This window comes from Dendronalium phyllosphericum CENA369, from assembly GCF_016056275.1.
Taxonomy (GTDB): Bacteria; Cyanobacteriota; Cyanobacteriia; order Cyanobacteriales; family Nostocaceae; genus Dendronalium; species Dendronalium phyllosphericum.
This window is the reverse complement of sequence record NZ_JAECZA010000018.1, coordinates 25,931-49,359: the sequence shown is the minus strand read 5'-3', so window position 1 is coordinate 49,359 and position 23,429 is coordinate 25,931. Positions and strand designations below refer to the sequence as shown.

Annotated in this window: 21 protein-coding genes; 14 read left to right on the top strand and 7 right to left on the bottom strand. The window is 40.2% G+C overall.

The genetic code is table 11. The features are described from left to right. Window positions 1-23 precede the first annotated feature (23 nt). On the bottom strand, window positions 24-398 hold the full coding sequence (locus I8752_RS07175) for a DUF4870 domain-containing protein (RefSeq protein WP_214431620.1): 375 nt from the start codon (window positions 396-398) through the stop codon (window positions 24-26). A 346-nt stretch (window positions 399-744) separates the two neighbouring features. Here I8752_RS07175 and I8752_RS07170 point away from each other — a divergent pair, with 346 nt between their 5' ends. The 5 genes from I8752_RS07170 to I8752_RS07150 all read left to right on the top strand — a co-directional run bounded on the left by I8752_RS07170 (window position 745) and on the right by I8752_RS07150 (window position 4,013). Continuing rightward, window positions 745-1,005, top strand: a complete 261-nt coding sequence (locus I8752_RS07170; protein ID WP_214431619.1) for a hypothetical protein — start codon at window positions 745-747, stop codon at window positions 1,003-1,005. 44 nt (window positions 1,006-1,049) lie between these two features. Continuing rightward, entirely contained in the window at window positions 1,050-1,625 is a 576-nt protein-coding gene (locus tag I8752_RS07165; RefSeq protein ID WP_214431618.1) for a 5-formyltetrahydrofolate cyclo-ligase, read from the top strand. A gap of 9 nt (window positions 1,626-1,634) precedes the next feature. Further along, window positions 1,635-2,684, top strand: a complete 1,050-nt coding sequence (locus I8752_RS07160; protein WP_214431617.1) for a catalase family protein — start codon at window positions 1,635-1,637, stop codon at window positions 2,682-2,684. 133 nt (window positions 2,685-2,817) lie between these two features. Further along, complete coding sequence (locus tag I8752_RS07155; protein ID WP_214431616.1) at window positions 2,818-3,072, top strand: hypothetical protein; 255 nt, start codon at window positions 2,818-2,820, stop codon at window positions 3,070-3,072. A 101-nt stretch (window positions 3,073-3,173) separates the two neighbouring features. After that, window positions 3,174-4,013, top strand: coding sequence for a carbohydrate ABC transporter permease (locus tag I8752_RS07150; protein WP_214431615.1), 840 nt, complete (start codon window positions 3,174-3,176; stop codon window positions 4,011-4,013). A gap of 191 nt (window positions 4,014-4,204) precedes the next feature. Here the strand turns inward: I8752_RS07150 and I8752_RS07145 are convergent, their stop codons facing one another. Both I8752_RS07145 and I8752_RS07140 read right to left on the bottom strand, forming a co-directional pair. Next, window positions 4,205-4,912, bottom strand: coding sequence for a sugar transferase (locus tag I8752_RS07145; protein ID WP_214431614.1), 708 nt, complete (start codon window positions 4,910-4,912; stop codon window positions 4,205-4,207). 340 nt (window positions 4,913-5,252) lie between these two features. Continuing rightward, the gene (locus tag I8752_RS07140) at window positions 5,253-9,302 is read right to left on the bottom strand and encodes a hypothetical protein (protein WP_214431613.1); all 4,050 of its coding nucleotides are present in this window, start codon (window positions 9,300-9,302) and stop codon (window positions 5,253-5,255) included. Window positions 9,303-10,077: 775 nt separating this feature from the next. Here I8752_RS07140 and I8752_RS07130 point away from each other — a divergent pair. From I8752_RS07130 to cobT, 3 genes are all read left to right on the top strand, one after another. Further along, complete coding sequence (locus I8752_RS07130) at window positions 10,078-10,776, top strand: Crp/Fnr family transcriptional regulator (RefSeq protein ID WP_214431611.1); 699 nt, start codon at window positions 10,078-10,080, stop codon at window positions 10,774-10,776. Window positions 10,777-10,786: 10 nt separating this feature from the next. Next, the gene (locus tag I8752_RS07125) at window positions 10,787-11,524 is read left to right on the top strand and encodes a DUF2232 domain-containing protein (RefSeq protein WP_214431610.1); all 738 of its coding nucleotides are present in this window, start codon (window positions 10,787-10,789) and stop codon (window positions 11,522-11,524) included. Between the two features lie 69 nt (window positions 11,525-11,593). Beyond that, on the top strand, window positions 11,594-12,733 hold the full coding sequence (gene cobT, locus I8752_RS07120; protein WP_214431609.1) for a nicotinate mononucleotide-dependent phosphoribosyltransferase CobT: 1,140 nt from the start codon (window positions 11,594-11,596) through the stop codon (window positions 12,731-12,733). Window positions 12,734-12,989: 256 nt separating this feature from the next. Here cobT and I8752_RS07115 read toward each other — a convergent pair whose 3' ends face one another. Continuing rightward, window positions 12,990-13,364 (bottom strand): hypothetical protein, encoded by a 375-nt coding sequence (locus tag I8752_RS07115; protein WP_214431608.1) that lies wholly within the window; start codon window positions 13,362-13,364, stop codon window positions 12,990-12,992. Window positions 13,365-14,183: 819 nt separating this feature from the next. Here I8752_RS07115 and I8752_RS07110 point away from each other — a divergent pair. After that, window positions 14,184-15,389, top strand: coding sequence for an extracellular solute-binding protein (locus tag I8752_RS07110; RefSeq protein ID WP_214431607.1), 1,206 nt, complete (start codon window positions 14,184-14,186; stop codon window positions 15,387-15,389). Window positions 15,390-15,649: 260 nt separating this feature from the next. Here I8752_RS07110 and I8752_RS07105 read toward each other — a convergent pair whose 3' ends face one another. The 3 genes from I8752_RS07105 to I8752_RS07095 form a co-directional block, all read right to left on the bottom strand. After that, window positions 15,650-16,183: a hypothetical protein gene (locus I8752_RS07105; protein WP_214431606.1), complete on the bottom strand. Its 534-nt coding sequence runs from the start codon at window positions 16,181-16,183 to the stop codon at window positions 15,650-15,652. 100 nt (window positions 16,184-16,283) lie between these two features. Further along, window positions 16,284-16,424 (bottom strand): hypothetical protein, encoded by a 141-nt coding sequence (locus I8752_RS07100; RefSeq protein ID WP_214431605.1) that lies wholly within the window; start codon window positions 16,422-16,424, stop codon window positions 16,284-16,286. Window positions 16,425-16,562: 138 nt separating this feature from the next. Continuing rightward, window positions 16,563-16,775, bottom strand: coding sequence for a plasmid partition protein ParG (locus tag I8752_RS07095; RefSeq protein WP_214431604.1), 213 nt, complete (start codon window positions 16,773-16,775; stop codon window positions 16,563-16,565). Between the two features lie 517 nt (window positions 16,776-17,292). Here I8752_RS07095 and I8752_RS38350 point away from each other — a divergent pair. The 5 genes from I8752_RS38350 to I8752_RS07070 all read left to right on the top strand — a co-directional run bounded on the left by I8752_RS38350 (window position 17,293) and on the right by I8752_RS07070 (window position 23,429). After that, complete coding sequence (locus I8752_RS38350; RefSeq protein ID WP_214431603.1) at window positions 17,293-18,342, top strand: aromatic ring-hydroxylating dioxygenase subunit alpha; 1,050 nt, start codon at window positions 17,293-17,295, stop codon at window positions 18,340-18,342. A 298-nt stretch (window positions 18,343-18,640) separates the two neighbouring features. Then, complete coding sequence (locus tag I8752_RS07085; protein WP_214431602.1) at window positions 18,641-19,666, top strand: aromatic ring-hydroxylating dioxygenase subunit alpha; 1,026 nt, start codon at window positions 18,641-18,643, stop codon at window positions 19,664-19,666. A gap of 185 nt (window positions 19,667-19,851) precedes the next feature. Beyond that, on the top strand, window positions 19,852-20,856 hold the full coding sequence (gene hemF / locus I8752_RS07080; RefSeq protein WP_214431601.1) for an oxygen-dependent coproporphyrinogen oxidase: 1,005 nt from the start codon (window positions 19,852-19,854) through the stop codon (window positions 20,854-20,856). Between the two features lie 384 nt (window positions 20,857-21,240). Beyond that, window positions 21,241-21,942, top strand: a complete 702-nt coding sequence (locus I8752_RS07075; protein WP_318780822.1) for a helix-turn-helix domain-containing protein — start codon at window positions 21,241-21,243, stop codon at window positions 21,940-21,942. A 68-nt stretch (window positions 21,943-22,010) separates the two neighbouring features. Then, entirely contained in the window at window positions 22,011-23,429 is a 1,419-nt protein-coding gene (locus tag I8752_RS07070; protein ID WP_214431599.1) for an FAD-binding protein, read from the top strand.

Sequence of the window (23,429 nt, the reverse complement as noted above, 5' to 3'; positions counted from 1 at the left end):
AACTTTATTTTGAGTAGTCGTAATTAGAACACTCGAAAAATAAACGGATAACGGAACGGTTCATCAGGATTGCTCAAACAGTGCAAAATTGCCCAAATTGTCAGTCCCCAATGCAACGCAAAACCTAAAGCAATAACCGGAAAGAACAAAATTCCGCCGAGACCAAGAGTTATCCAAGATATTATCCCAAGAGGGATTCCAATGACAGTTGCCCAGAACCAAACATTGAAGTGAAAATTAATCGATTCTTTCGCGTTACTTTTAACAACAAGATCGTCGGTAAGTAAGTTAATTACAATGGGAACTCCAATCGAAAACAATGTTGTACTAAAGAAAATCGCCCCATGACACAGAGATGATAATAATTTACGCTTATCATAATCGTATGTACCTTGCATCCTGTGTGGCTCCTCAATTCACTTTATAGCTTTGATTTTAACGGACATTTAATCAGTATAGTATTGCAGTTTACCGTACTCAGGAATTTTTTCGGCTTTGCCTTTAGATAGATTAACCTTGACGGTTAATTACGAACTATCGGTTATGAGGTTTACCGAACTTCCACGGTAAAATAACAGTTTGGTCTTATTTCCCTGCTTCTTCTACGATTCTTCAGTCAGTCTCTACCAAGAATTTTCGGTTTGACACATCAGTAGGCAAAACTGCTACACCTCAACTAACATCAGATTATATAAAGCAGGTATCTTGTTTGCCCCAATAATTACTTTATAAAGGTAGAAAAAAATGGGTCGCATAAATCCCTACACGCTGCAAATGCAGATTACCCGGATGTTTGAACAAGGGCAATCATTCTTTGCTACAACCAAGGTGCAGGAATGGTTGAAAGAACGCAATCATAATCCAATGGATTATGACATTGTTTTTAATAAAAAACCCGCTCCTCCTGGTTCTAAGGAAGTGATGGTAGTAGAAATTGAATTGCGTCGCAAAGATGGACAACCTGTAGATCCGTGGTTGCAAGAACAAGCTAACCTTCACGCCTGATTTTTCCAAGGGACTTGCATCTTAATTACCACAAATGCGATCTTATGCAAGATGTGCCAAAAGCAGAGCAAAAAGCAGAACTACGGCGGACTCTGCTGAAAGCACGACAATCAATGTCCGTGCGAGACTGGAGAGAAAAAAGCGATCGCATTTGCTCTCATCTGCAAACTTCTGTTTTATTCGCCCAAGCAAAAACAATACTTGCTTATTTCAGCTTTCGCCAAGAACCTGACCTCAGTCCACTATTTGCAAACACCAAATACCGTTGGGGATTTCCTCGTTGCGTAGGGAAATCCCTTCATTGGCATATCTGGGAACCTAACGACACTTTGCAATTTGGTGCTTATGGAATTAGCGAACCTCATGCAAACGCGCCAAGCATAGATCCAGCAGAAGTGGATTTAATTTTAGTCCCCAGTGTTGCTTGCGATTATCAAGGATATCGTCTGGGTTATGGCGGCGGATATTACGATCGCTTGCTTAATTCACCGGAGTGGTTCGCCAAGCCAACTATCGGCATTGTCTTTGATTTAGCTTATTTGCCCCAATTACCTATCGAACCTTGGGATAAACCTTTAAAAACTGTTTTTAGTGAAACTGGCTTGACTGGAAAAGGCTAAAGGTTGAGGATGATGAGGACACATCATCAAATATTTGCCATGAGCGATCCAGTTTCACCTACCACTAACCAAGAAGCACTAATCGATGAGATTATAGCAAGTAGCCTGCAAGTTCAGCAGCAAAACGGCCCAGACCTGCGGCAAATTCATAGCAAAAGTCATGGCCTCCTTTGGGGAGAGTTTATTATTGAACCCAACCTTCCCGAAGAACTGAGAGTAGGTTTGTTCAAAACCCCTCAAACTTATCCAGCATGGATTCGTTTCTCTAGTGGTGGTTCGCCGGAAAAACGTGGTAAATTCCGCTCTGATACCCAGCCTGATGTCCGGGGTATCGCCATTAAGGTGATAAATGTGGATGGGCAAAAAGTGCTGGATGACGAAGAAAAAACTCAAGATTTTATCCTCAACAATTATCCTATTTTCTTGGCCAAAAATGTTCGTGATTACGCCGATCTCTCCAAAGCGGGTAGCGGACAACTTACCCCAGAACGCATGGAGGAACTTGCTTACGTCTTTGAAATTTTGCAAAAAATTGGTAGCCAAAAGGTAGGCAATCCACTTTTGATTCAATATTGGAGTATGGCTCCATTTAAATTTGGCGATAAAATTGTCAAATTGTCTGTCAAATCTCAACAGCCAGAACAACCTCCTGAAACGCTTCCAGAATCAGAAAACTACCTGAGAGAAGCAATGGTCAAATATTTGACGGGAGAAGGACAAGAAGCTTATTTTGACTTCCTGATTCAGTTTTATGTAGATGATGAAAAAACACCAATTGAAAACCATATTCAGGAATGGCAAGAAACAGATTCACCATTTATTAAAGTTGCAACTGTCCGCATTCCCAGTCAGAAATTTGACTTTGAAGAACGCAAACGTCTCGATGAGGGTATGTTATTTTCTCCTTGGCATACACTGCTAGAACATGAACCTGTTGGCAGTGTAAATCTCTCTCGTAAAAGGCTTTACAGCGAACTTGCAAAGTACCGCCGCGAACAAATTGCCCAACGCTTGCGCGAACCACAACCTTATACAGTTGTTCAAGATCAACCAGTGTAAATCAGCTTGAAACTGCTTCAATTAATGATTATATTATGTTCGGATAATATGACTTATTATTTAAAATTATGTATGTCTTAACGACAGCCATCATGAGAAGTCTTTAACCGAACATAATATTACTCTAAATCTCATGCAGCAAAATACCTATTCTCAATTTGGTGAGTGGATTTTTTCTCTAATTACAGCTTGTATGATGTTGCTTTTAGTTTCTCTGCCTTTTATTCGTTCAGATATAGGAATTTATGAACAAACGTCTACAAAACTTGTATTTCAAATTAGGTTTGTAGGTTGGAGAGTTCTCAGCTTATTTTTTGCAGGATTTCCTTTTGTTATAGCAATTCTTTTACTATATTATGATGTTTCAATACTAAAAGCAAGTAGTTAAGAGGATAATTTTATATATTTTTATTGCCAAATTGCCGATTCATTGATTAAGTAATTTCCAGGTTTATAATTAGATTTCAAATCAGTAAACTCAGGTTATTTATGAATATTTTCAAGCGCAATTCCCAACTGAATATTGTGTTTATTTATGTAGTTTTAGGAGCGATCGCTCTTATAATGCTCTTCCCGTTGCTGTGGCTAGTTAGTACGGCTTTAAAATCGCCAACAGAAAGTATCTTTCAGTCACCGCCGCAGTTGTTACCAAGTCAGCCGACAGTAGAAAATTTTTCTAGGGTGTGGCAATCTTTACCTTTTGGGCAGTACATATACAATAGTACTTTGGTGGCTGTGCTGACCGTAGGCTTGAATCTCTTGTTTTGTGCTTTAGCAGCGTATCCTTTAGCACGATTGTCATTTCCAGGAAGGGATTGGATTTTTATTGCGATCGTCTCGACAATTATGATTCCCTTTCAAATTGTCATGATTCCTTTGTATATTTTGACAGTCAAAATAGGTTTGCGAAACACTTATTGGGGAATGATTTTTCCTAGTTTAGCTTCTGCCTTTGGCATTTTTTTACTGCGACAAGCTTTTATGGGTGTCCCCAAAGAAATAGAAGAAGCTGCACGGATGGATGGAAGTTCGGAGTTAGGTTTGTGGTGGCATGTGATGTTACCAGCAATTCGCCCGGCATTAGTCACTCTGGCTATTTTCGTCTTCATCGGTTCTTGGAGTGACTTTCTTTGGCCTTTAATTGTGATTCAAGATGAAAGCTTATACACACTTCCCTTGGGCGTAGCAAAACTGGCAGGGACATTTTCTCTGGATTGGCGTTTAGTTGCGGCTGGTTCAATAATTTCTGTGCTGCCAGTACTAATATTATTTCTATTTTTACAGCGCTATATCGTACCTACAGAAACTGGTAGTGGAGTCAAAGGTTAAAGTATTTAAGTAGAAGGCAGGAGGCAGAAGGCAGAAGGCAGAAGGGAAAAGCCAGTTGATAATAGGGTTTCACAAATTGACATTTTACATTTAATTATGTCCACCTACTTAATTCAAAATTCATAATTAAAAATACCCAAATTTTAAATTTGAAATTCTTAATTTTGAATTTTGATCGGTCTGATTAATAACTAATAAGCGCCACTCTTTTTCAACACCACCCAAATAGTTTTTAATATCAAATGCAAGTCATAAGCTACAGACCACTTACGCTGATATTCAACATCCATACTCACAATAGTTTCAAAATCTTTGATGCTGGAACGGCCGTTAGCTTGCCATTCACCGGTCATGCCTGGTTTGACTCGTAATCTTTCCCAGTGGTGTGGTTCGTAATGCATGACTTCATCAGGAGTGGGCGGACGAGTACCAACTAAACTCATGTCCCCCATGAGAACATTCCAAAATTGAGGTAATTCATCTAAGCTAGTGCGCCGTAGGAATTTACCTACAGGTGTAATCCGCGGATCGTCAACAGATTTAAAAATATGACCTTTGGCTTGATTTGTGACTAGATGCTTGAGTTTATCAGCACCAACTACCATAGAACGAAACTTCCAGATGCGGAAGGGTCTTCCGTTTAAACCACAGCGAATTTGAGAATAAAATATCGGCCCGGGATTACTAATAAAAGTAGCAATTGCGACTGGAATTGCGATTAAGGCTGTAATTATCAACCCAACAACGGCTCCTAGAAGATCGATTGTGCGTTTTGTAACACTTGCAGTTGAACGATGTAGAGGTTGTTGGGAAAAATTAACTGAATCAAGATAAGTTAATATGGCTAAATTATCCACAGCACAACCTCTTTTATTAGAAGTAAAAGTGGGCAGGGACATAATTTTTAATTTTTACTGATTTACTGTTTATTGCTTGATACAAGCTCTGTACTGAGTGATAATATAGACAAATTTTTTATATAGATACAACACAAATCTTAAAGTTTACACAATCTTTCAATTCAACTAGAGTATTTTAAATTTTGCGTATTTTTCCCTAAAATAAAAACATAACATGCTGTGCTAACGCGCACGCTAATTCAACTTCTTGCAGAAGTCGGGGAAAGGGGGAAAGGGAAAATAATAAACCTTTCCCCTTTAACATGAGTTTCTTTTCCCACCTATGAGCAAAAGTTCTTTTTGCTCATAGGTCTATTAAAGGTGTCTTGAGCGATCTAACTCAGGTCTTATGAGAAATTTCTGAGACAAAGTTCACAATATAAGGTTCTTCCAGCGACTGCTGAATACTAGCTTTAATGGCATCCAAATAGTGACGCAAAGCTAACATCTGTTGGGAATTGGGACGATAGGTAAGATTCCCTTGTTTTTCAAAAAGTGGTGCGTTAGCGATCGCTTGGTAATCAGGATTTTCATCAGAACTCTGGGCAAGCCAAGCAGCAGTCTCTAGAGTCGAAGGAATCAAACCTGGAGGTAATTCACCTTCTAAGAAAGCCAACAGGCGTTGCTGACAAATACTAGTATTGATGCCACGATTTTCAAACAGTTGCAGAACTTCGTTAAAAGATAAGGTGCGGTTGGGTAAAAGCCTTAACAATTCCGTAAACAGGAAATAGTCGGTGTACTGTTGTCTAGATTCTTCTAAAACCTGGGGATGCAGAGGCAGCATCGCTAAACCATAAGCAACTCGACTACAATTAGGAGCGCCATTTTCACCGAGATACAAATCTTGAATAATCCTGGCATTGGGAAGTTTTTGCCGCAGCCAATTGTTAGCAACTCCTAAAGAAGCCACTCCACCAGTCAAAACAGCTTGGTTAATTGCTTCTGTGGGTATCCCCCGCGCTACCAATAATTTATTGAGTTCGCGGTTGAGGCGGCGCACAAAGGGAACAAATACTTGATTTTCTAAATCTCGTCGCTGCAACACCCAGCGGCGATCGGCCAATTCGAGAGTAAAAGAATCTTGGTGTTGTAAAATCAGCTTCAGAGCTAGGGCTGCATCTAATACAGCTTGTCCCAACAAAGAGCTTTCTAAGCGTTGCTGGAGGCGAATGCGATCTGTGATGTCTGGTTCGCCGACTCTGGGTAAATCTAATGCTTCCAATCCCAAACTCTGCCAACGCATTTGGTCTAAGCCAGCAAAAGCGGGTTGCCATTGCCAAGGATTACTAGTAGTTGTGTCATCAGCTTGGTTTTCATAACGCGATCGCTGATACTTTGGGGGAAACAGCAATTGGCAAATAATATCCTGCTCAATTCCTTTACTGGCATAGGCAAAGCCATGCAGCATAAAATCTTGATGCGTTAATTGCAGCAAATTTTCTGGCAAATCGACCAATGCCATTTCTGTGGTGGTTGCCCCAATGTTAATGGCAAGGGTATTACCTACCAAAGGGCGATCGCTAGTATTGACCGGACGCAATCCTTGCAGATCGCTGATTTGGACTGGTTCGCCGTTATCGCCATCCAGTATACTCAGCATACTCGCGATCGCTTCTTCCACAAAAAAGACTTGCTGTGGATGTTGAACTAATTTACTCGTGAGTAAAGCTTCGCGCACGTTGAAACGATATTGTTCCGACCAGTTAGATGGGCAGGTGCAGATGATACCAGCTATGTTATTGATAATTTGATGGAAAGTCTGTGCTTCTACACCAATAGCTGTAGCAATTAAACCTTGAGTTGTGCTGTGGCGGTCTGATTTCAAGGTTAACAGCAGTTTCGAGAGCGATCGCACTACCCAAATCAAAGGCCCCGCAGAAAATTCATTGAATTGCAGTACGGGTTCCCACTTTTGTTGTCTACTTTTATAGGGAATAGCTACCTGTAAATACGGTTTTAACTGCGCTGAATAGAGATTTTTCTTTGGTGTCGCTTGTGTCTCTGTGTGAGGTACAGAAGCAGCCGGCAGATAAACTTCTGCTGGCAAACGAAAAGATTGCTGGAAGGAAGTGCCTCCTGGTTGGTTTTCTGCTGACCAGTAGATGGGATGAACAACAAAAGTTGAGCGATTTAAAAGTGCCGCAGAAATCCCAGTTGTCCCTAAATCAATTCCTAAATACCAAACTGAGTCAAGCAGATTATTTATCGAGGGGGAATCTGCAATGATGGAGTTGTTTTCCCCAGAAGTTGTAACTTCCTTTTTTTTTTCAGTTGTGGGGCTAAAGTCTAAGTCAGCTTCTGTTTGCGGTAAAGATATAGGCGCAATTTTGGAGACTTCCGCAGGGGAGAAAGTACCATTTTGTTGTTCGCTGAGAGATTCTAATGGCAAATGTGAGAAATCATCAGCTAAATCATCAGTACTACCAGTTATCGCGAAAAAGTCTAGCTGTTCGTCAAATTTTGCCAAATCTTGATGCAATTGCTGTAACTGCTCTTCGTCCAGAGAAATATCAGGTACATTTGTTGGTTGGTTGATTTCTGGCGAGAGTAAATTTTCTTGAGGTGAAGCGGAAATGTAGCTATCTAACAACTGCTCTTGCTTTTCGTCGTTGTTAATCTCTACTTCTTCCAAGTTTTGGGCAATTGTTGGCATTGGTGTTAGAGGGGCTGCTAAATCAGCAGCAACTGCTGACAACTGTTCCTCTGTTTCTACATCAGTTAATAAATCGGTCAAAGTTGTAATTGTATCAGCATTGCTGGGCTGAAATTGGATATTATCTGTAGCTAAATTTGCTTCTTGTTGCCAACTAGAAAGACCTGGAGGTGTAGCTGGGTGATTTTCCTCAAAAAACAATACTTGCCATGATTCTAATAAAGATGTGGGTTGTGTTAAATCATTTGATGCTTCTGAAAGATTTGTGTTGCTCAAATTCAGAAGACCTGCATCTGATTTTCCCAGCCAAGGATCTGGTGTAGCTACAGCATCTATTTGTTCTACGGGATTCTCTAAAGGTGCTGTACTGGGGATAGCTGCCGATACATCCTCTGTTTCTCTGAGATTTGTGCTAGGAGTAGTCGTAGTGTCGGCAATATTTGAAGAAGATAAGTCCTCTTTTGCCACATTTTGGTCGACTTGGCTAGAGTTAGCCAAGCTAGCAGTACCGAACAAACTGGCATAAAGTAAGTCTACTTCATCACCAACTAATTCTATATCGGGTGATAATTCTACGGTGGTGGAATCGGAACTAGAGAAAGGTGTATCTATACCAAGCTGTAAAAGCACTGCATCTAGGTCTTCTTCAATTGCTATATCCCCGTCTTCTCGTTCAAACAGGCGATCGCTATCGACAAATGTATTTTCTTCGCGATCGCTTGCAAGTGCAAATAAAGTCTCTGCCTCGCTTGATGACACTTGGCTGACAACTTCAGTACTTGGATCTGGTTTTACGGCTTCTGGAGTAACAGCATTTGCCTTAGTTAACAAAGATGGCGATCGCAGTTGCGTTTCATTCTCTCCTGTTGAGACAGGCTGAAGATTCAGAGATTGTTGCTGTAAATACTGTGTCAAATTGTTAAGAAAGCTTGCCATCAGCTGCTCGCCTTGCACTCCCGTACTGTGCATTCTGGCTAGTGCTTGAGATAAAGATTCATGATATGTATTAATATTGCGCTGTAATGCGTCAAAGACAACATTAACAGTGCCATCCAGCGATAATAAACGCCGATCTAATTCTTTAGCTAGCTGTGTTAAGCGTTGCGCCTGCTCTGATGATTCTAAGAATGGTTGAGTCGTTAGTTCTGGATTGCTTAGACGCAAAGCTTCTTGTTGCCAGACATCGCTGGCTTTGGCAGAATGATTAGGACTTGCTAAATTCTCTGTTAGTTGGGGTGTTAAATTTGGTACTAGGCGATTCGTAAGTACCTGTAAGAATTCAGAAATCATCTGCTCTTGGTTTGCCCACTGCTGGCTTAAGGAGTAGTGATGCAATCGCTTTTGCTCTAGTTGCCTAATTTCTTGCGCCAGAGTAGCCCGCTCTTGCAACATCGCCGTTAATTCCGCTTGCAGAGGCTGGAGAAATGCTGACAATTCGCTTTTTAATTCTTGGGGTATAAAATTACTTTGTTCTTGTGTCGAAGATTGGTTAGAACCGCGATCGGCAAATTTTGTCAACAAAGGCGATAGTTGTGGCTGTTCGGCGGACTTTTGAATATCGTTTTCTAGTGCCTGACTCTGGTTTAGCTGCACCAAAAAAGTACGGATGCGTTCTAAAACCTCTCGTGGTTCCGATCCCTGGCTAGAAAGAAGCTTAGGCAGGCGCTTGCCACTACTAAGTAAGTTGTCAATGTCTGCGATCAGTTTTTTTATTTCATCTTCGCGGGAAGTCACTTTAAATTACCTTAGCTAGAACTGTACGTTAACTGGTGTGGGAATTACTTTACAATTATTAAAGTATTGAATTTTAAAAGCTGCTCTTTGGACTCCTGAGTGTAATAATTGGCTTACTGGGAGTCGTAGCGATCGCCAATCAGCGCCTTTGAAAAAATTAGCTTGAGAGCTAGTTTAAAGTCTAGAAATACCAAAAGTATTTTGCAGTTGTCAGCACAAGGTGGTCGTTCGGGCGCTGTGCCTTTTCACCATACAGGCGATGTCATAGTCTATCGGCTTCATCTTTATCAAAAAAATCAAAAAATGCAACAGCCAAGCAAATAGTCTGAGATAGACAAATCTTGGTGACAGACACCGGAATCTACAAGACAAATATCCTCCTCTTTGCACCTACACGAGCAATTAATGTAGCCAAAGAGTAACTGAATGGCAAGATGGGTTTTTTACTTGATTCTCTATTAACGCCAACAGGTAAAAATTTTACCTTAGCAAAAATTAACTACGTTGAGTATCATTGATGTTGTTTACATATATTTTCAGTAATCATCTTTGCATTTGACACCCAAATAATACTCTAAGAGAGGATAAACTGCTGTGTGCTCAAGGTTGACGTAATTTCAACCCCTATTAAATGAAGATTGGTTGCCAAAAACGCTCTGGTCGTTTTCTAGTGTTACGTAGTTTTATTTTTGAAGGGGGCTGTGCTTTGATAGCTTAGGCTGAATATAGCGCTCTTGTTTGTTTTATAGATAGCAGCTTTAATTAAGATGTCGTAATGGAAGACCGATATAGCTTGCAAGCACCGACTAATCCCTGGATGTTCTCAGCTCCCTTTTTTCAAGGGTTGCCAGAACCTGTTGTAGAAATAGCTCTTACCAATCTTGTTACCCGCACGCACCCAGCCAATCAAGTAATTCTCTTAGAGAATGACTGGGGTGGTTCGGTCTATTTTATCGTTGATGGATGGGTCAAAATTCGCACCTACAATATGGAAGGGAAAGAGGTGACACTGAATATTCTTGGCAAGGGGGAATTGTTCGGTGAAATGGCAGCGCTAGATGAAGTTCCTCGTTCCACCGATGTAATTACCTTAACTGCCACAGTAATTGGTAGTATGCCCTCTCAGGATTTTGTCAAGTTACTTCAGACAGAACCTATGGCGGGAGTGCGATTGTCTCAATTGATGGCACGACGCTTGCGGCAAGTAAATCGGCGACTGCGCCTGCGAGAATCTGACAGTCAGTCGCGGGTGGCTGACACGTTGTTATTTTTAGCAGAAGGACAGGGCAAGCAGGGACAGACAGGAACCGAAATTCCTAATTTACCTCAACGAGAATTGAGTAGTTTAAGTGGACTAGCGCGAGAAACAGTTACAAGAGTATTGACAAGGCTAGAAAAAAAGGGGTTGATTAGACGGGATCAGGACACAATTTGTATTCCCGATCTATCAGCTTTAGAAAGAATGATAGTTTAACAAGTCCAAGATGAGCATTTTAGATTCGCTGCCAGACGAGCCAGAACAAGACAAATCTCCTGAATCTCCAACTCCCCTAAATCAAAGGTCAGATCGGCAAGAGCAGTTAAAGCCTCCACAGATGAAAGTTGAGGCTCCCTTGAGGATGGTAGAAACAGCGTTTTTAGCCAGTACTGCCAGCCTCATTTGGTTTATTAATTACTACTTTCCCTTGGGGCCAGTTTTGCGGATATTTTTTCCTGTGCCGATCGCTCTAGTTTACCTCCGTTGGGGCAAACGAGCAGCATGGATGGCGGCAGTTACCTCTGGGTTGCTGCTGTCGGTGTTGATGGGGCCAGTCCGCAGTTTACTGTTTGTCATGCCTTATGCTTTCATGGGCGTGCTGCTAGGAGCAACTTGGTATCGTCGCGTTCCCTGGATTGTTTCCATTACCTTGGGCACACTTTTAGGCACTTTGGGGTTCTTTTTTCGGATGTGGTTGCTGTCTGTGTTATCGAGTGAAGACCTATGGATTTATGTAATTAACCAAGTCACAGAAATTACAGAATGGGTATTTCTGAAGCTGCAATTATTAGCTACTCCTAGCGTGTTTTTGATTCAAATAGGAGCCATTGCCTTGATTGTCCTCAATAACTTTATCTATCTATTTGTGGTACATATTGCAGCATGGTTACTTTTAGACCGCCTAGGAAATCCCATCCCCCGTCCGCCACAATGGGTACAAGTTCTCATGGATTATGAAAGCTAGTCAGCGGTCAGTAGTTAGTGGTCAGTGACAACAAGACACAACTGACAACTGACTACTAACAAAAAACTTATGATTAATATTTATACTCAAATAGAACAGGGTAAAGAATGGCTTACGAAGTATCGCGGCTATTTACCCGTGTTTGCCTGTGTTTTAGGTTTTACCGAAACAGGGTTGATTCCAGGGATTTCAGCGGCTGGACTTACTCCTGAGGATCGAAAATATACTGCTTGTGCTGATGCCGAGTTTTTATATTATGGCCCGGAACGAAAACCCCAATATCCTCTACCACCACTAACAGCTGGAGCTTCACCCGTGCTGATTTCTCGTGCTGTGGTGGAAGCACTCAATATTCCAGTTTATTTATTTGATGCTGGCTTATCACAGCCACTAGCAGTGCCAGCAATTGATTTGGGTGGTACTCCTGCTAAATGTTTAAGTGAAGGTGCTGCTATGGAACTAGCAACAGTACGCCACCTACTAGAGCAAGGATTGCTTTGGGGAGAACGCCTTGCTGCCAATATCTCACAAGGGTATCTGATTATAGGTGAGTGCGTCGTTGGGGGAACCACAACAGCCCTAGCAATTTTAACTGGTTTGGGTATAAACGCAGCAGGGAAAGTCAATAGCAGCCACCCTATTTGTAACCACGCGCAAAAGTGGGAAGTCGTGCAAGCTGGGCTGGAAAGGTGGAGGGCTGGGGGAGATAAATTAACTTCCTCATCTCCCTCATCACTTCTATTTGACCCTCTACAACTCGTTTCTGCTGTGGGCGATCCGATGCAAGTAGTGGTAGCTGGGATGACGATCGCTGCTAGTCGCAGTTGTGGTGTTATGCTGGCAGGCGGTACGCAAATGCTGGCGGTTTATGCATTAACGAGTGCGATCGCTCAAGTTTATAATTTATCTTGGCAACCAACAGAAGTTGTTATAGGTACAACTCGCTGGGTAGCACAAGACCCAACTGGTGGTACTGTAGATTTAGCTCTCAGCCTAGGAGCCAAAAATCCTCCCCTACTGGCGACTGAACTAAGTTTTGCTAATTCTCGTTACCCCCAACTCCAAGCTTATGAGCAGGGCTTTGTAAAAGAAGGTATGGGCGCTGGAGCCGCTTGCATAGCCGCCCATCTCAGTCACAATTGGTCGCAACACCAACTTTTGACAGCCATTGAAGTTCAACTTGAGCGGCTTAGTCAAATCTGTAGATAGGGGTATAAGTATGGGTGTAGGTATTCTAAGTCAGTTTCTTCAACAGGTAGAGGCGGTTTAGTACAATGATGTTATTAATCTCGCGCTTTAATTTAAGAAGCTTGAACATGTAGTGCATGTAAAGGTTATGCAAGATTTTACCTTACACCCTACACCCTCATACTTTTACGTCCCTTTTGCGGTCAATAGTCAATAATAAAAGTACCGGACTCTGCAAGCTCCCGGTAAATCTTAGGTATATTGGCTATAAAACTAATTAGTGAATTCTTTCTCTAAGCAATTGTTCTTCTAAAGCGGCAATGCGATTATATGCTGCTGTTAATTGGGCTGTCAGTCGTTGTATTTGAATTTCTGGGGTCAAGTTCTTTTCTCCACCTTGACGATTCATGTCTGGATAAATGCCATCTATTAAAACATCCTTATGTTCTAATTCCGCATAAGAACTCATATGTGCTTTTAACTGATAGCTCCTTGTATTGCTATTTTCCAAATAATTTTCCTTTGCTTGGGAATTTGCTAAAGAGCATTCTGAAAAAGCTTGAGCAACTTTACCGTCAAGCTCCTCAATCACTTGATAGAGGGCATCCAGTTTCTGGCTCAAAGTCAAAATCTGATTTTGTAGTGGCTCCATTTAATACCCTCATCCGCATATTTTCTCTATGTTATTCAATTTACTTACAAAGTTAACCATACTTATGGATTATTTAATTTTTCAAATATTCTGTGGTAATGCGATATCTAAATAATTACTTTTAAATATAACTCAATATTTTTCAAGAGTATGATTTCAGCTTAGTATTGAGAAAAATTAAGTTAATAGCAGTTATTTTCCGAAAAACACGTAAATCTAGCTACCATTTCCCATTTGTTCGGAATTAACAGCTAAATCTAACTCTATCAGCACTTATGAGCATAAGGTATATATCAGTAAAAACAACTCAAAGTCTCGCTATGAGCAAACTGTGACAATTAATCCAAGTGGCAGATGAGCGGCTGTTCAAAATTCAAAATTAAAAATCAAATCCGTTTTTAATCTTAAATATTTAATTAAGATGGCTTTATCGCTCAATTCCAAGAAAACAGCGCAAAGAGGCTGCTTAACAGTAAATTAGACATAATTACTACATTTTATTGCTGCTAGCACAAAAAGAAAAACAACAAAAAGAATCTAAAGAAATTCTAAATTATCCTACTAGTATTTCTAGTAGGATAATTTCTACCCTTATATACTTGTCAACCTATATTTTGACTGCCGAAAAAACTTTGTCTACCTGAATAAAATAAGACTGCTATATCTGCCTAAAGTGGTATAAAAGCATATTCGGGTAAATTTGCACCTTAGCTGGAAAAATCAACAGAATTTTAACTTTTCCAGTGCTTCAACTCCTGGTCTTCCTTTGCTTACATATATATGTATAGTCTAAAATCTCCAATTCCAAATCCAAAATCAATGGATCGACGGTCTTTTTTGCTAGGTACAGGCGGACTGGCACTTTCACAACTGCTGGTTGGGTGTGGTGGTAAAAACCAAGCGAAACTCAACGTGCAGTTACTCAAAGGTTCTATTCCAGGTCAGGTAGTTAATCAATTTCAGCAAAGTTTGCCACACAAGGTACAGTTAAAGTTTGCCCCTGTGGAGCAGATACGAGAATTATTTAAGCAATTGCAAGTTTGGCAGGAAAAACCAAAAGCAGACAATAAGCAGGCGTGGACTCGCTTCATCCCATTTGGGCAATCTCATACTGCTGCGGTAGCCGACCTCGTGACATTGGGGGATTATTGGCTCAAAGCCGCGATTGAGCAAAAATTAATTCAACCATTGGAAGAAGCAGAAATTAAGCAGTGGTCAACTGTGGATCAAAGGTGGCAGAAACTAGTAACGCGCAACGACCAAGGCAACTTAGATACTCAGGGAAAAATTTGGGCTGCTCCTTACCGTTGGGGTAGTACGGTAATAGTTTACAATCGTGACAAGTTCCAAAAATTGGGATGGAAGCCCCAGGATTGGAGCGATCTGTGGCGAGATGGACTGCGCGATCGCATTTCCTTACTAGACCTACCTAGAGAAGTGATTGGTCTAACCTTAAAGAAACTAGGAAAATCATACAATACAGAGAATCTAGATACAGTCCCAGAACTAGAAAGAGAACTACAGAAATTAAACCAACAAGTAAAATTCTACAGTTCTAACACCTACCTCGAACCTTTAATTATTGGGGATACTTGGCTAGCAGTTGGTTGGTCAAGCGATGTAGTGTCAATTTTAGGGCGTTATCCGCAACTTACCGCTGTTATTCCCAAATCAGGAACAGCAATCTGGGCAGATTTATGGGTACGTCCTACAGGTATTGCCAAGGATGCTTTATCATCCCAATGGATTGATTTTTGTTGGCAACCAAACATCGCTAAACAAATTTCTCTGCTGACCAAAAGTAATTCGCCCATTGCTACAAACATTGTCGCTGCTGATATTCAGCAACCTTTACGCAATCTCTTAGAGAGTAATCGGGAAGTTTTCGCCAAAAGTGAATTTTTGCTTCCCTTAGTTCCATCAGCAGCAAAACAGTACGAATCTTTATTCGCTAAAATCAAAGCCGCCAAAAGCGGCAAGGCAGAAGGCAGGAGGCAGGAGGCAGAAGGGAAACCTCTCCCATAAAGGGAAGACGTTTGATAATGGACGTATCTTTTCTCGTGCTACGCATCTCGCAAAGAATGTTTTTGATTTTTTGCCTACAAGGGGGAGCCACTGCGGTGGACGGGTTTCCCGGCATATAGCAAGTGGCATCAAGGTTTGTACCTTTTTCTTCCTTCAGCATAGCTGCCCTCTGCCTCCTGCCTTTCTTCTATCAAAAAAGCATAAAGGCTCAAGTCTGAAATTTCAGACTTTATAGCACGAATGCAAAGCCTTGCGCCCTTTCACTTTTTCCCTAACCCTAACCTATTCTGAGCATTTATGCGGATATTACATAACGCCGGGGCTAATTGAAAGTTACAGGTGTAAGTTGCTAGCAACTCTTGTTGATAATTGAAAATCCGAACGTTATAACCGTCCTTACGCGCTAAACTACCCAAGCGATTCACAAAGCTGTAGCGTTCTAGATAGCTTAGTAAACTCCAGATTTGCTGATTTACTATCAGGTCTACTCGACTAGCTTCTTTGGCAGAAGCTGGATATGCTATCCAGTTATCTAAGAGTTTGTTTTCTGAGTTTTCTTGTGCCCACCATAAACTAGGAACTGTTAATCCTTTTGGGTCAATGGTGTTAGCTGTAATTACAGCACCCTTTGGTTTAGTCAATAAGTTTAGTTCCAAAGGAGCATCTGAGGGCTGGGGTACTGAGGAAGTTTCTGCTAGTGAGGATGGAATTGGTAAAAGGGAAATAGTGGCTAGGCTAATAGTTAAGATGAGTGTGTGTAATATTTTGCAATCGAGAGATTTGTATTTAAGCATAATTAAGAATTAGGGAGTAGGGGCTGAGTACTGAGAATTAGAGACTGGGCAATGAATATGGCTAAAACCTACTCCCTAAACCCTTAATCTCCTATATTAGTTAGGGGTAATATATTTTACCAACTACTAACAATTTTTCTAAATCAACGCGAGTTGCCAAACAACTGTCAAACTCCAAAAGAGAATTTGGTTGTATGGATATGATGTACGCGATCGCTACTTGCAATTGACATATAAACATAGCTGTTTTTAAAAGCAAAGTTTATTAATAGTACTTATATTTTTTCCCTCCTACTACCCGATTACTGTTAGTAAAAAAATTACTGTCGTCTTGGTTAGTTTCTAGGAGGACTAATTGTTCTCTAGTCATAATCGTCCTTCACTGTTTTTGCTTTGGAGAGAGTTTACTTTTAGGAGTGGAAGAATTTTTCTGTGAGGTTGGCAGTTCTATATCATTTTTGGCTAACCAATTTTCAATGAGTTCCGCTGAAACGTCAGACATATTGAGTCCTTTAAAAAAGCAAACTGTTTTAAACCTGTCTTTTATTTCAGGCGATAGGTAAACCCTGATTGAAGATTCTCCTTGTGCCACACTATACTCCGATTTATGAACTTATTCACTAGTTTATTAGTGCAATGGTTCATAGAGCAAAATTATACATTGGTTGACTAATCAACTGGTGCATTGGTATGCTATCATCTATACCCAAAGACGGACACATAACAAAAGCAATAGACGCTAGAAAGTGTCGCCAGGGGTAAATAAATATCGAAATCAGCGAACAAAGCCAAACTGAGCTGAGTTTAACTTAACTGTCGTGCGATCGCGGCTTGTAGTTCAAGGTGAAACTAGATGATTGTTTGCCAACAAACCACAGACGATATTTGTAAACCCCATTCTTTGCAAATAGCCTGTACGCATTATTCAGGATATGTTTGAGCGTGATTCGGTTTTAGCCGTGATGCTAACTACTGAAGCGAGGGCTAATCTATATTCAGCACCGAACGCACCTGATATCAAAAACATAGAAACTGAGTTAGAGATTCGTATTTCCGTTAAAAAGTCGCTTTCAAATAACCTGTTTATCTAGGATAGTAGGAGCTTTGGTGTGATAAAAAACTTCTGGTATGCTTGTGAATTTAGTTCAGCTATTACCAACAAGCCCAAGCAAATTGTGATGTTAAATCAGAGATTTGTTCTTTATCGCAATTTGCAAGGACAAGTCGTAGCGCTAAAAGATCGGTGTTCTCATCGTGGTGCTGCATTATCTATGGGATGGCTAGAAAACGGCTGTATCCGTTGTCCCTATCATGGATGGAAATTTCAGGCGAATGGTCAATGTATCGAAATTCCTTCCAATGCACCTGGAACGCTCATCCCTAAAAAAGCTAGTGTAGACAGCTATCCAGTGCAGGAAAAATATGGTTTTGTCTGGCTGTTTTATGGAGACTTGCCAGAAGAACAGTACCCACCAATTCCTCCATTGCCAGAATATCAAGACCCGACAATGCATCCGATTTACTTAGAATATGAAATGAAAGCTCACTATACCAGAGTCATAGAAAACGCTCTTGACCCGGCTCATTTGTATGCAGTTCATGCTAATTCTTTTGGCGCTGGATTCGCACAAGATCCAAGAGTTGAAGAGTATGTAGTTCGAGATGAAGATTGGGGTATAAGTGCCAAAATTACATACAAAAATTACACTAAACCCAAGAATGGTATATTTAAATCATTCTTTCGCCCAGCCCGCACACAGTTAAATGCAAAAACTAGCTTTTATCTTCCCAACATAACTAAGATTGAAAGTGACTTTGGTCGTGGCAAAATGATTAATTATGCTGTCCATATTCCTGTTGATGACAACACGACCATTAGTAAACGAATTCAATTTCGCAATTTTTTTACCTATTCTTGGGCAGATAGGATATTTGTGAAGTTTCACCAGAAAGTTGGTTTAGAAGATAGGGTAGTAACTGAATCCCAACATCCCAAATTAATCCCTGATACTTTATCAACCGAAGTTCACGTTCCTGCTGATGCTTTAACTATTGCTTATCGTAAGCTTCGCCAGAAATATTTAGCTATGGGTTGGGGTTTAGAGCCTAATAAAACTGCATCAGATAACTCAAAAGTACACTTTCTTACACTTCGTTAATGAATTAGATTGATATTTTCTCCAGCATCTTGAAAAAGATTTCTTGTATTTGTGTTAACTGCGAACTACATAGCATCAAATACAAAATGTCTGGTTGCAATCTAATACTGAGTAAATTTTAAAATCCCAAAATAGACTTATTGCATGAGTATTATGGCAGCCTAGCGATAATACTATACTTCGCGCGAGGAAAAGCACAAAGACAAGTATTTTTCTCTAAAGAATGTTTTTGTTTAAGACAAATCTGGAGCACAATTCACTATTCAACTATCGAGACAATAAATAGGAGGTGAATACTTTGAAAAACTTCTGGTATGCTTGTGAATTTAGCTCAAAAATTACTGATAAACCCAAGCAAATAGGGATGTTCAATCAGAGATTTGTTCTCTACCGCAACTCTCAAGGACAAATCATCGCGTTGAAAGACCAGTGTCCCCATCGTGGTGCTGCTTTATCTCTTGGCTGGGTAGAAAACGGCTGTATCCGTTGTCCCTATCATGGATGGAAATTTCAAGCTGATGGCCAATGCATTGAAATACCCTCCAATGCGCCCAGAACACCTATTCCTCAAAAAGCTAGTTTAGATAGCTACCCAGTGAAGGAAAAATACGGTTTTGTTTGGCTATTTTATGGAGACTTGCCAGAAGAAAAACGTCCTTCTTTGCCAACTTTTCCAAAATACATGGTTGAGACTATGCGGCCTGTTTACGATGAGGGTATAGATAATGCTAACTATGCTCGTCTCATGGAGGCTAATCTTGACTTTACCCATGTGATCGCAGTGCATAGAAAATCGTTTGGTCAGAGAATTCCCATCAATAAAACTATTAAGTATAAAGTTGATAAATACGATTGGGGTGCAGTTGCCAACGTTAATTATGAATCTTTAGGTAATTCCAAAAATTTTTTAAATTTATTACTTGGCGGTCGCCCAGAATTGCAAACAAAATTGACTTTCTACTTACCCAATGTTACGTTAGCGGAAATAAGGATAGGTAGAGGTGAGAGGTTTGATATCAAGTTTGGTATTTTAGTTGCTCATCTTCCTATTGATGACAAAAATACTTTAGTCAAACGCGTTTTGTATCGTAATATTTTACCTATACCTTGGCTGGATGTTTTCTTTAGAAAACTCGACCATAAACTTGCCCAAGAAGACACAGTAGTAGTTGCAACTTTAGATTCTCAATCAATGCCCAAAATATCAGAAGAACTTCACGTTGCTGCTGATGCTTTAGATATTACTTTTCGCCAATTTCTTCAAAAGCATTTAACAGTATCTTCTAAAAATTTTGGATGTGAGATTTTAGATTCACAGTATTAATGACAAAACTAAATAGTAAGGGGCTTCCAAGCAAAAAAATATTCCTTTATTATTGTTGACTGCGAACAGTTAACAGTCAACAACTTTAAGCGGAATAATTTATTTTTTGGAGTTCTCTAACTAACATGTTTGTGGCTTATCGCATAGCAACAAAGACTTAATCAATAGTGAGTGAGGAGATAACTATGAGCCATGTCCTAGAAAAATCGGTGACACAACCATCAACAATGCGCGGAGTAATCGACAAGTCTTTCAGACAAATGTTTGAAAACACTTGTCAGGCTCTAGAAACGCTAGATGGAAAAGGGTTCGCCGAACAGTCTTGGACTCGCGATCGCAAAGGTATCTGGATACCTGGCGAAAGTAGCGAAGACACCATCTATATCGATCGGTGTTTGCACAATGGCAATGTCTTTGAAAAGGTAGGGGTTAACTATGTAGCGATAGAGGGTGAATTACCTTCTGGAACGTCTTTCCAGCAATCAGGAGCACTCGCCACAGAAGTAGCAGATCGAATAACTAGCAATAAAGGCAACCGTTTCTTTGCTACAGGGTCTAGCTTTGTTATCCATCCTCATAACCCGATGACTCCTACCGCTCATGTTAACTACCGCTATTTCCAGATTGATAACGGTACAAAACCAGTTTATTGGTGGCTTGGAGGTGGAGCAGACCTCACACCGGCTTACCTTTTCCAAGAAGATGCTGTTCATTTTCATCGGATACATAAAGAGGTTTGCGACAAGTACGATTCTTCTTACTATCCCCGCTTTAAAAAGTCTTGTGATGAGTACTTCCACATTCCACATCGTGGCGAACGTCGAGGCATAGGCGGGATTTTCTTCGACCATCTCAATCAAGGTAATCCCCAAAAACTTCTTTCATTTGTGAAAGATTGTGCCGAAGCTTTTCTCCCGGCCTATATGCCGATTGTAGAAAGACGTAAAGATATGCCTTTTACAGAGAAGAATAGGTACTGGCAGCGTCTGGTGCGTGGGCGCTATGTGGAGTTTATTTTATCTTGCGATCGCGGTATTCGTTTTGGTCTAGCAAGCGGTATGGTCAAGCAGCAAAGCGTGTTCAACTGTATGCCTCCAGCTGCCAGTTGGGAATATGACGACCAACCTGCCCCTGGTAGTCAAGAAGCAATGCTCAAAGAAGTACTTAAAAATCCTAGAGAATGGCTATAAATTTTTCCAGCCAGATTGTTATTTGGAATTGAAGCCAGATTAAGCAGAGAACATACTCATTGGGAAGTGAAATGAGAAAAACAAAATCGGTGGATGTGAGGCAACAAAAAGTAAAATTCACGAGACAGTACAACGAATCTATAACGAACGAACTCGAAATAGATATTGTATTAATCTGTGTCAATGCTTGTAGATATGTGCTACTCGGAATAATTTGGCTTTGTGTGTATGCCAGTAGATAATTCGTAATTCGTGAGGCAGTTGCCGTCTTGGCGCTTTGCGTCGTTGGCAAACTGCCGTTAGCGCAGCGTTAGCGAGGTACGAGCGTCACCCGAAGGGTAATTCGTAATTGTTGATGTGATTTTACAGCTTTAGTTCTCGTGAGTGATTGGAATTACGAATTATTTTAATGATTTGCTAGTTGTGATAGTGGAGAATCAGAAAGAAATGAAAACAGAAAATGAACTAGTTACAGGCAACTTACGTATGGAAGATATCATCACTATTGATGAATCTAAAGCCATGAAACTATTTAGAAATAGATTTAAAAGATATAAAGTCCTAGTAGAAGAACTGGGAGATGAAGCCGCTTTTGAAAAAATGATGGAAAAATATCCCCAGCAGCAACAGGCGTTAATGGGAACTTTTATTGAGGATAATACCCTAGCTCAAGGCTTTAAGAAAGCAGATCCTTTATTAGAATTGATGGGCTTTGCTATGGAAATAGTTGATATTTCTCAAAATGAAATAGATGCAGCACTAGAAATTCAAAGAGTGTGCCCAGTTTTAGCGATCGCTAAAGAATATGGTTTCGATAATCCGTGTCGTGTCTTCTGTGAAATGGAACAGGAAGCAACTAGAAGAGCTTTCCCTGGTATGAAGGCTGCAATTCTTAGTAAACAAGCTGAAGGTAGCTGTGTTTGTGTATTTAAGTATGAAAGACCTGCAAAGAAGGTAATGGCATCAAGTACGGATAAGCAGAGTTTTTTTTATAAGCTAAAAAATCATATTTCCAAGGTAGCTGCATTGGTTACTAGCTTAATTAAAATTGGTTTCAAGATGCTCGCTATGCGGTTTATTAATTAATGGAATACATCATCCTGTCTAAAGAGATTGATATATTCAAACTATCCTTTACCATTTTTTGAAGCTACATGAATAGCATTCTCTCAGATTTAAATCATCTTATAGAAGGTGAGGTTAGCAATAAAGAAGCAGATTTAAGAGAAGTTTCTCAGGATTTTGGCAACATTATTCAAAAACAGCCTCTAATTGTTGTTCGCCCTCAAAATTCTACTGATATTGCTAAAGCTATTAAGTATGCTGCCGACCAAGAGTTAACTATTTCATCACGAGCGGCAGGACATTCATTAAGCGGCCAATCTTTAAACCAAGATGGCATCCTCTTAGATATGAGGAATCTAAATCAAATTCATGAGTTTGACTTGGATAAACTTTGGTACAAAGCTGATGCTGGTGTTACTTGGAAGCAAGTAGTTGATACTTCAATACCACATGGTGTAATTCCTCCTGTTCTAACAAATAACTTTGAAGTAACTTTAGGAGGTACTCTTTCCGCAGGTGGTTTAGGTTTGAGTTCTTTTCGTTACGGTTCTCAAGCTGATAATTGTTTGGGTTTAGAAGTTGTAACCGGAACGGGAGATATTGTTTGGTGTACGCCTGAAGAAAACAGCGAACTTTTCTATCACGTTCTTTGCGGTTATGGGCAGTTCGGCATTATCACTAAAGTACAAAACCGACTGAGAAAGTTCCGTCCTTTTACTCGCACTTATTTCCTTTGCTATGACGACTTAGAGCATCTCTTGAATGATGAAGTATTCTTAATCTCAGAAGGTCTTATTGATGGTTTAGTATCTTTATTTTCTCCTTGCTTACTCGGATTTTCTAGGGGAAGTGAAAAGAGAATTAAGCCATTAATCCAGTGGTTTTACAGAATGCAATTTACTTTAGAAGTAAATAATCTAAATAAGATAAAGGAACATAAAATACTTTCTGAATTAAATTATTATCGTCACATTTACACTGAAGAACTAAATTTTGATAAATTCATTCAACCAATATCACAAGTTCCTCATCCTGTAGAGACTGCTAACTCTTGGATAGACGTTCTGCTACCAATGTCTGTGGCTAAAGAATATATCGACATCGCTCTCGAACGTCTACCTTCTTTTATTGACTTCCGGACTGTACCTGTAGGTTCATTTTGTCTAGTTTCTGGCAATACTAAAATGCCGATGTTTCCTTTACCTGATGAAGAGTTAATTATTGGGTTGGGAATGTATCCTACTATTCCTAAATCACAGGTAAAGCCTGTCGTAGAGCAGTTAAATTTACTTACCGACCTTGGTTTTCAAATGGGTGGCAAAAGATATATGGCTACTTGGACAGAATTTGACTTGCCACGATGGCGACTCCAATTTGGTAATTACTGGTCTAAAGTCAATGAAATTAAAAGGAAATATGACCCTAACGGGATACTCAATCCTGGCTTTTTCAAGTACGAAGAAGTTGCACAGACAAATGTGAATAGAACTTATATTCAAACTCATTAA

Excerpts from the sequence above, each read along its gene's own strand:
- hemF (WP_214431601.1), top strand. The coding sequence starts at position 19,852 with ATGAGCCATGTCCTAGAAAAATCGGTGACACAACCATCAACAATGCGC.
- I8752_RS07110 (WP_214431607.1), top strand. The coding sequence starts at position 14,184 with ATGGATCGACGGTCTTTTTTGCTAGGTACAGGCGGACTGGCACTTTCA.
- I8752_RS07145 (WP_214431614.1), bottom strand. The coding sequence starts at position 4,912 with ATGTCCCTGCCCACTTTTACTTCTAATAAAAGAGGTTGTGCTGTGGAT.
- I8752_RS07170 (WP_214431619.1), top strand. The coding sequence starts at position 745 with ATGGGTCGCATAAATCCCTACACGCTGCAAATGCAGATTACCCGGATG.
- I8752_RS07130 (WP_214431611.1), top strand. The coding sequence starts at position 10,078 with ATGGAAGACCGATATAGCTTGCAAGCACCGACTAATCCCTGGATGTTC.
- cobT (WP_214431609.1), top strand. The coding sequence starts at position 11,594 with ATGATTAATATTTATACTCAAATAGAACAGGGTAAAGAATGGCTTACG.
- I8752_RS07100 (WP_214431605.1), bottom strand. The coding sequence starts at position 16,424 with ATGTTTATATGTCAATTGCAAGTAGCGATCGCGTACATCATATCCATA.
- I8752_RS07070 (WP_214431599.1), top strand. The coding sequence starts at position 22,011 with ATGAATAGCATTCTCTCAGATTTAAATCATCTTATAGAAGGTGAGGTT.
- I8752_RS07125 (WP_214431610.1), top strand. The coding sequence starts at position 10,787 with ATGAGCATTTTAGATTCGCTGCCAGACGAGCCAGAACAAGACAAATCT.
- I8752_RS07115 (WP_214431608.1), bottom strand. The coding sequence starts at position 13,364 with ATGGAGCCACTACAAAATCAGATTTTGACTTTGAGCCAGAAACTGGAT.
- I8752_RS07160 (WP_214431617.1), top strand. The coding sequence starts at position 1,635 with ATGATGAGGACACATCATCAAATATTTGCCATGAGCGATCCAGTTTCA.
- I8752_RS07150 (WP_214431615.1), top strand. The coding sequence starts at position 3,174 with ATGAATATTTTCAAGCGCAATTCCCAACTGAATATTGTGTTTATTTAT.
- I8752_RS07165 (WP_214431618.1), top strand. The coding sequence starts at position 1,050 with ATGCAAGATGTGCCAAAAGCAGAGCAAAAAGCAGAACTACGGCGGACT.
- I8752_RS07155 (WP_214431616.1), top strand. The coding sequence starts at position 2,818 with ATGCAGCAAAATACCTATTCTCAATTTGGTGAGTGGATTTTTTCTCTA.
- I8752_RS07105 (WP_214431606.1), bottom strand. The coding sequence starts at position 16,183 with ATGCTTAAATACAAATCTCTCGATTGCAAAATATTACACACACTCATC.
- I8752_RS07175 (WP_214431620.1), bottom strand. The coding sequence starts at position 398 with ATGCAAGGTACATACGATTATGATAAGCGTAAATTATTATCATCTCTG.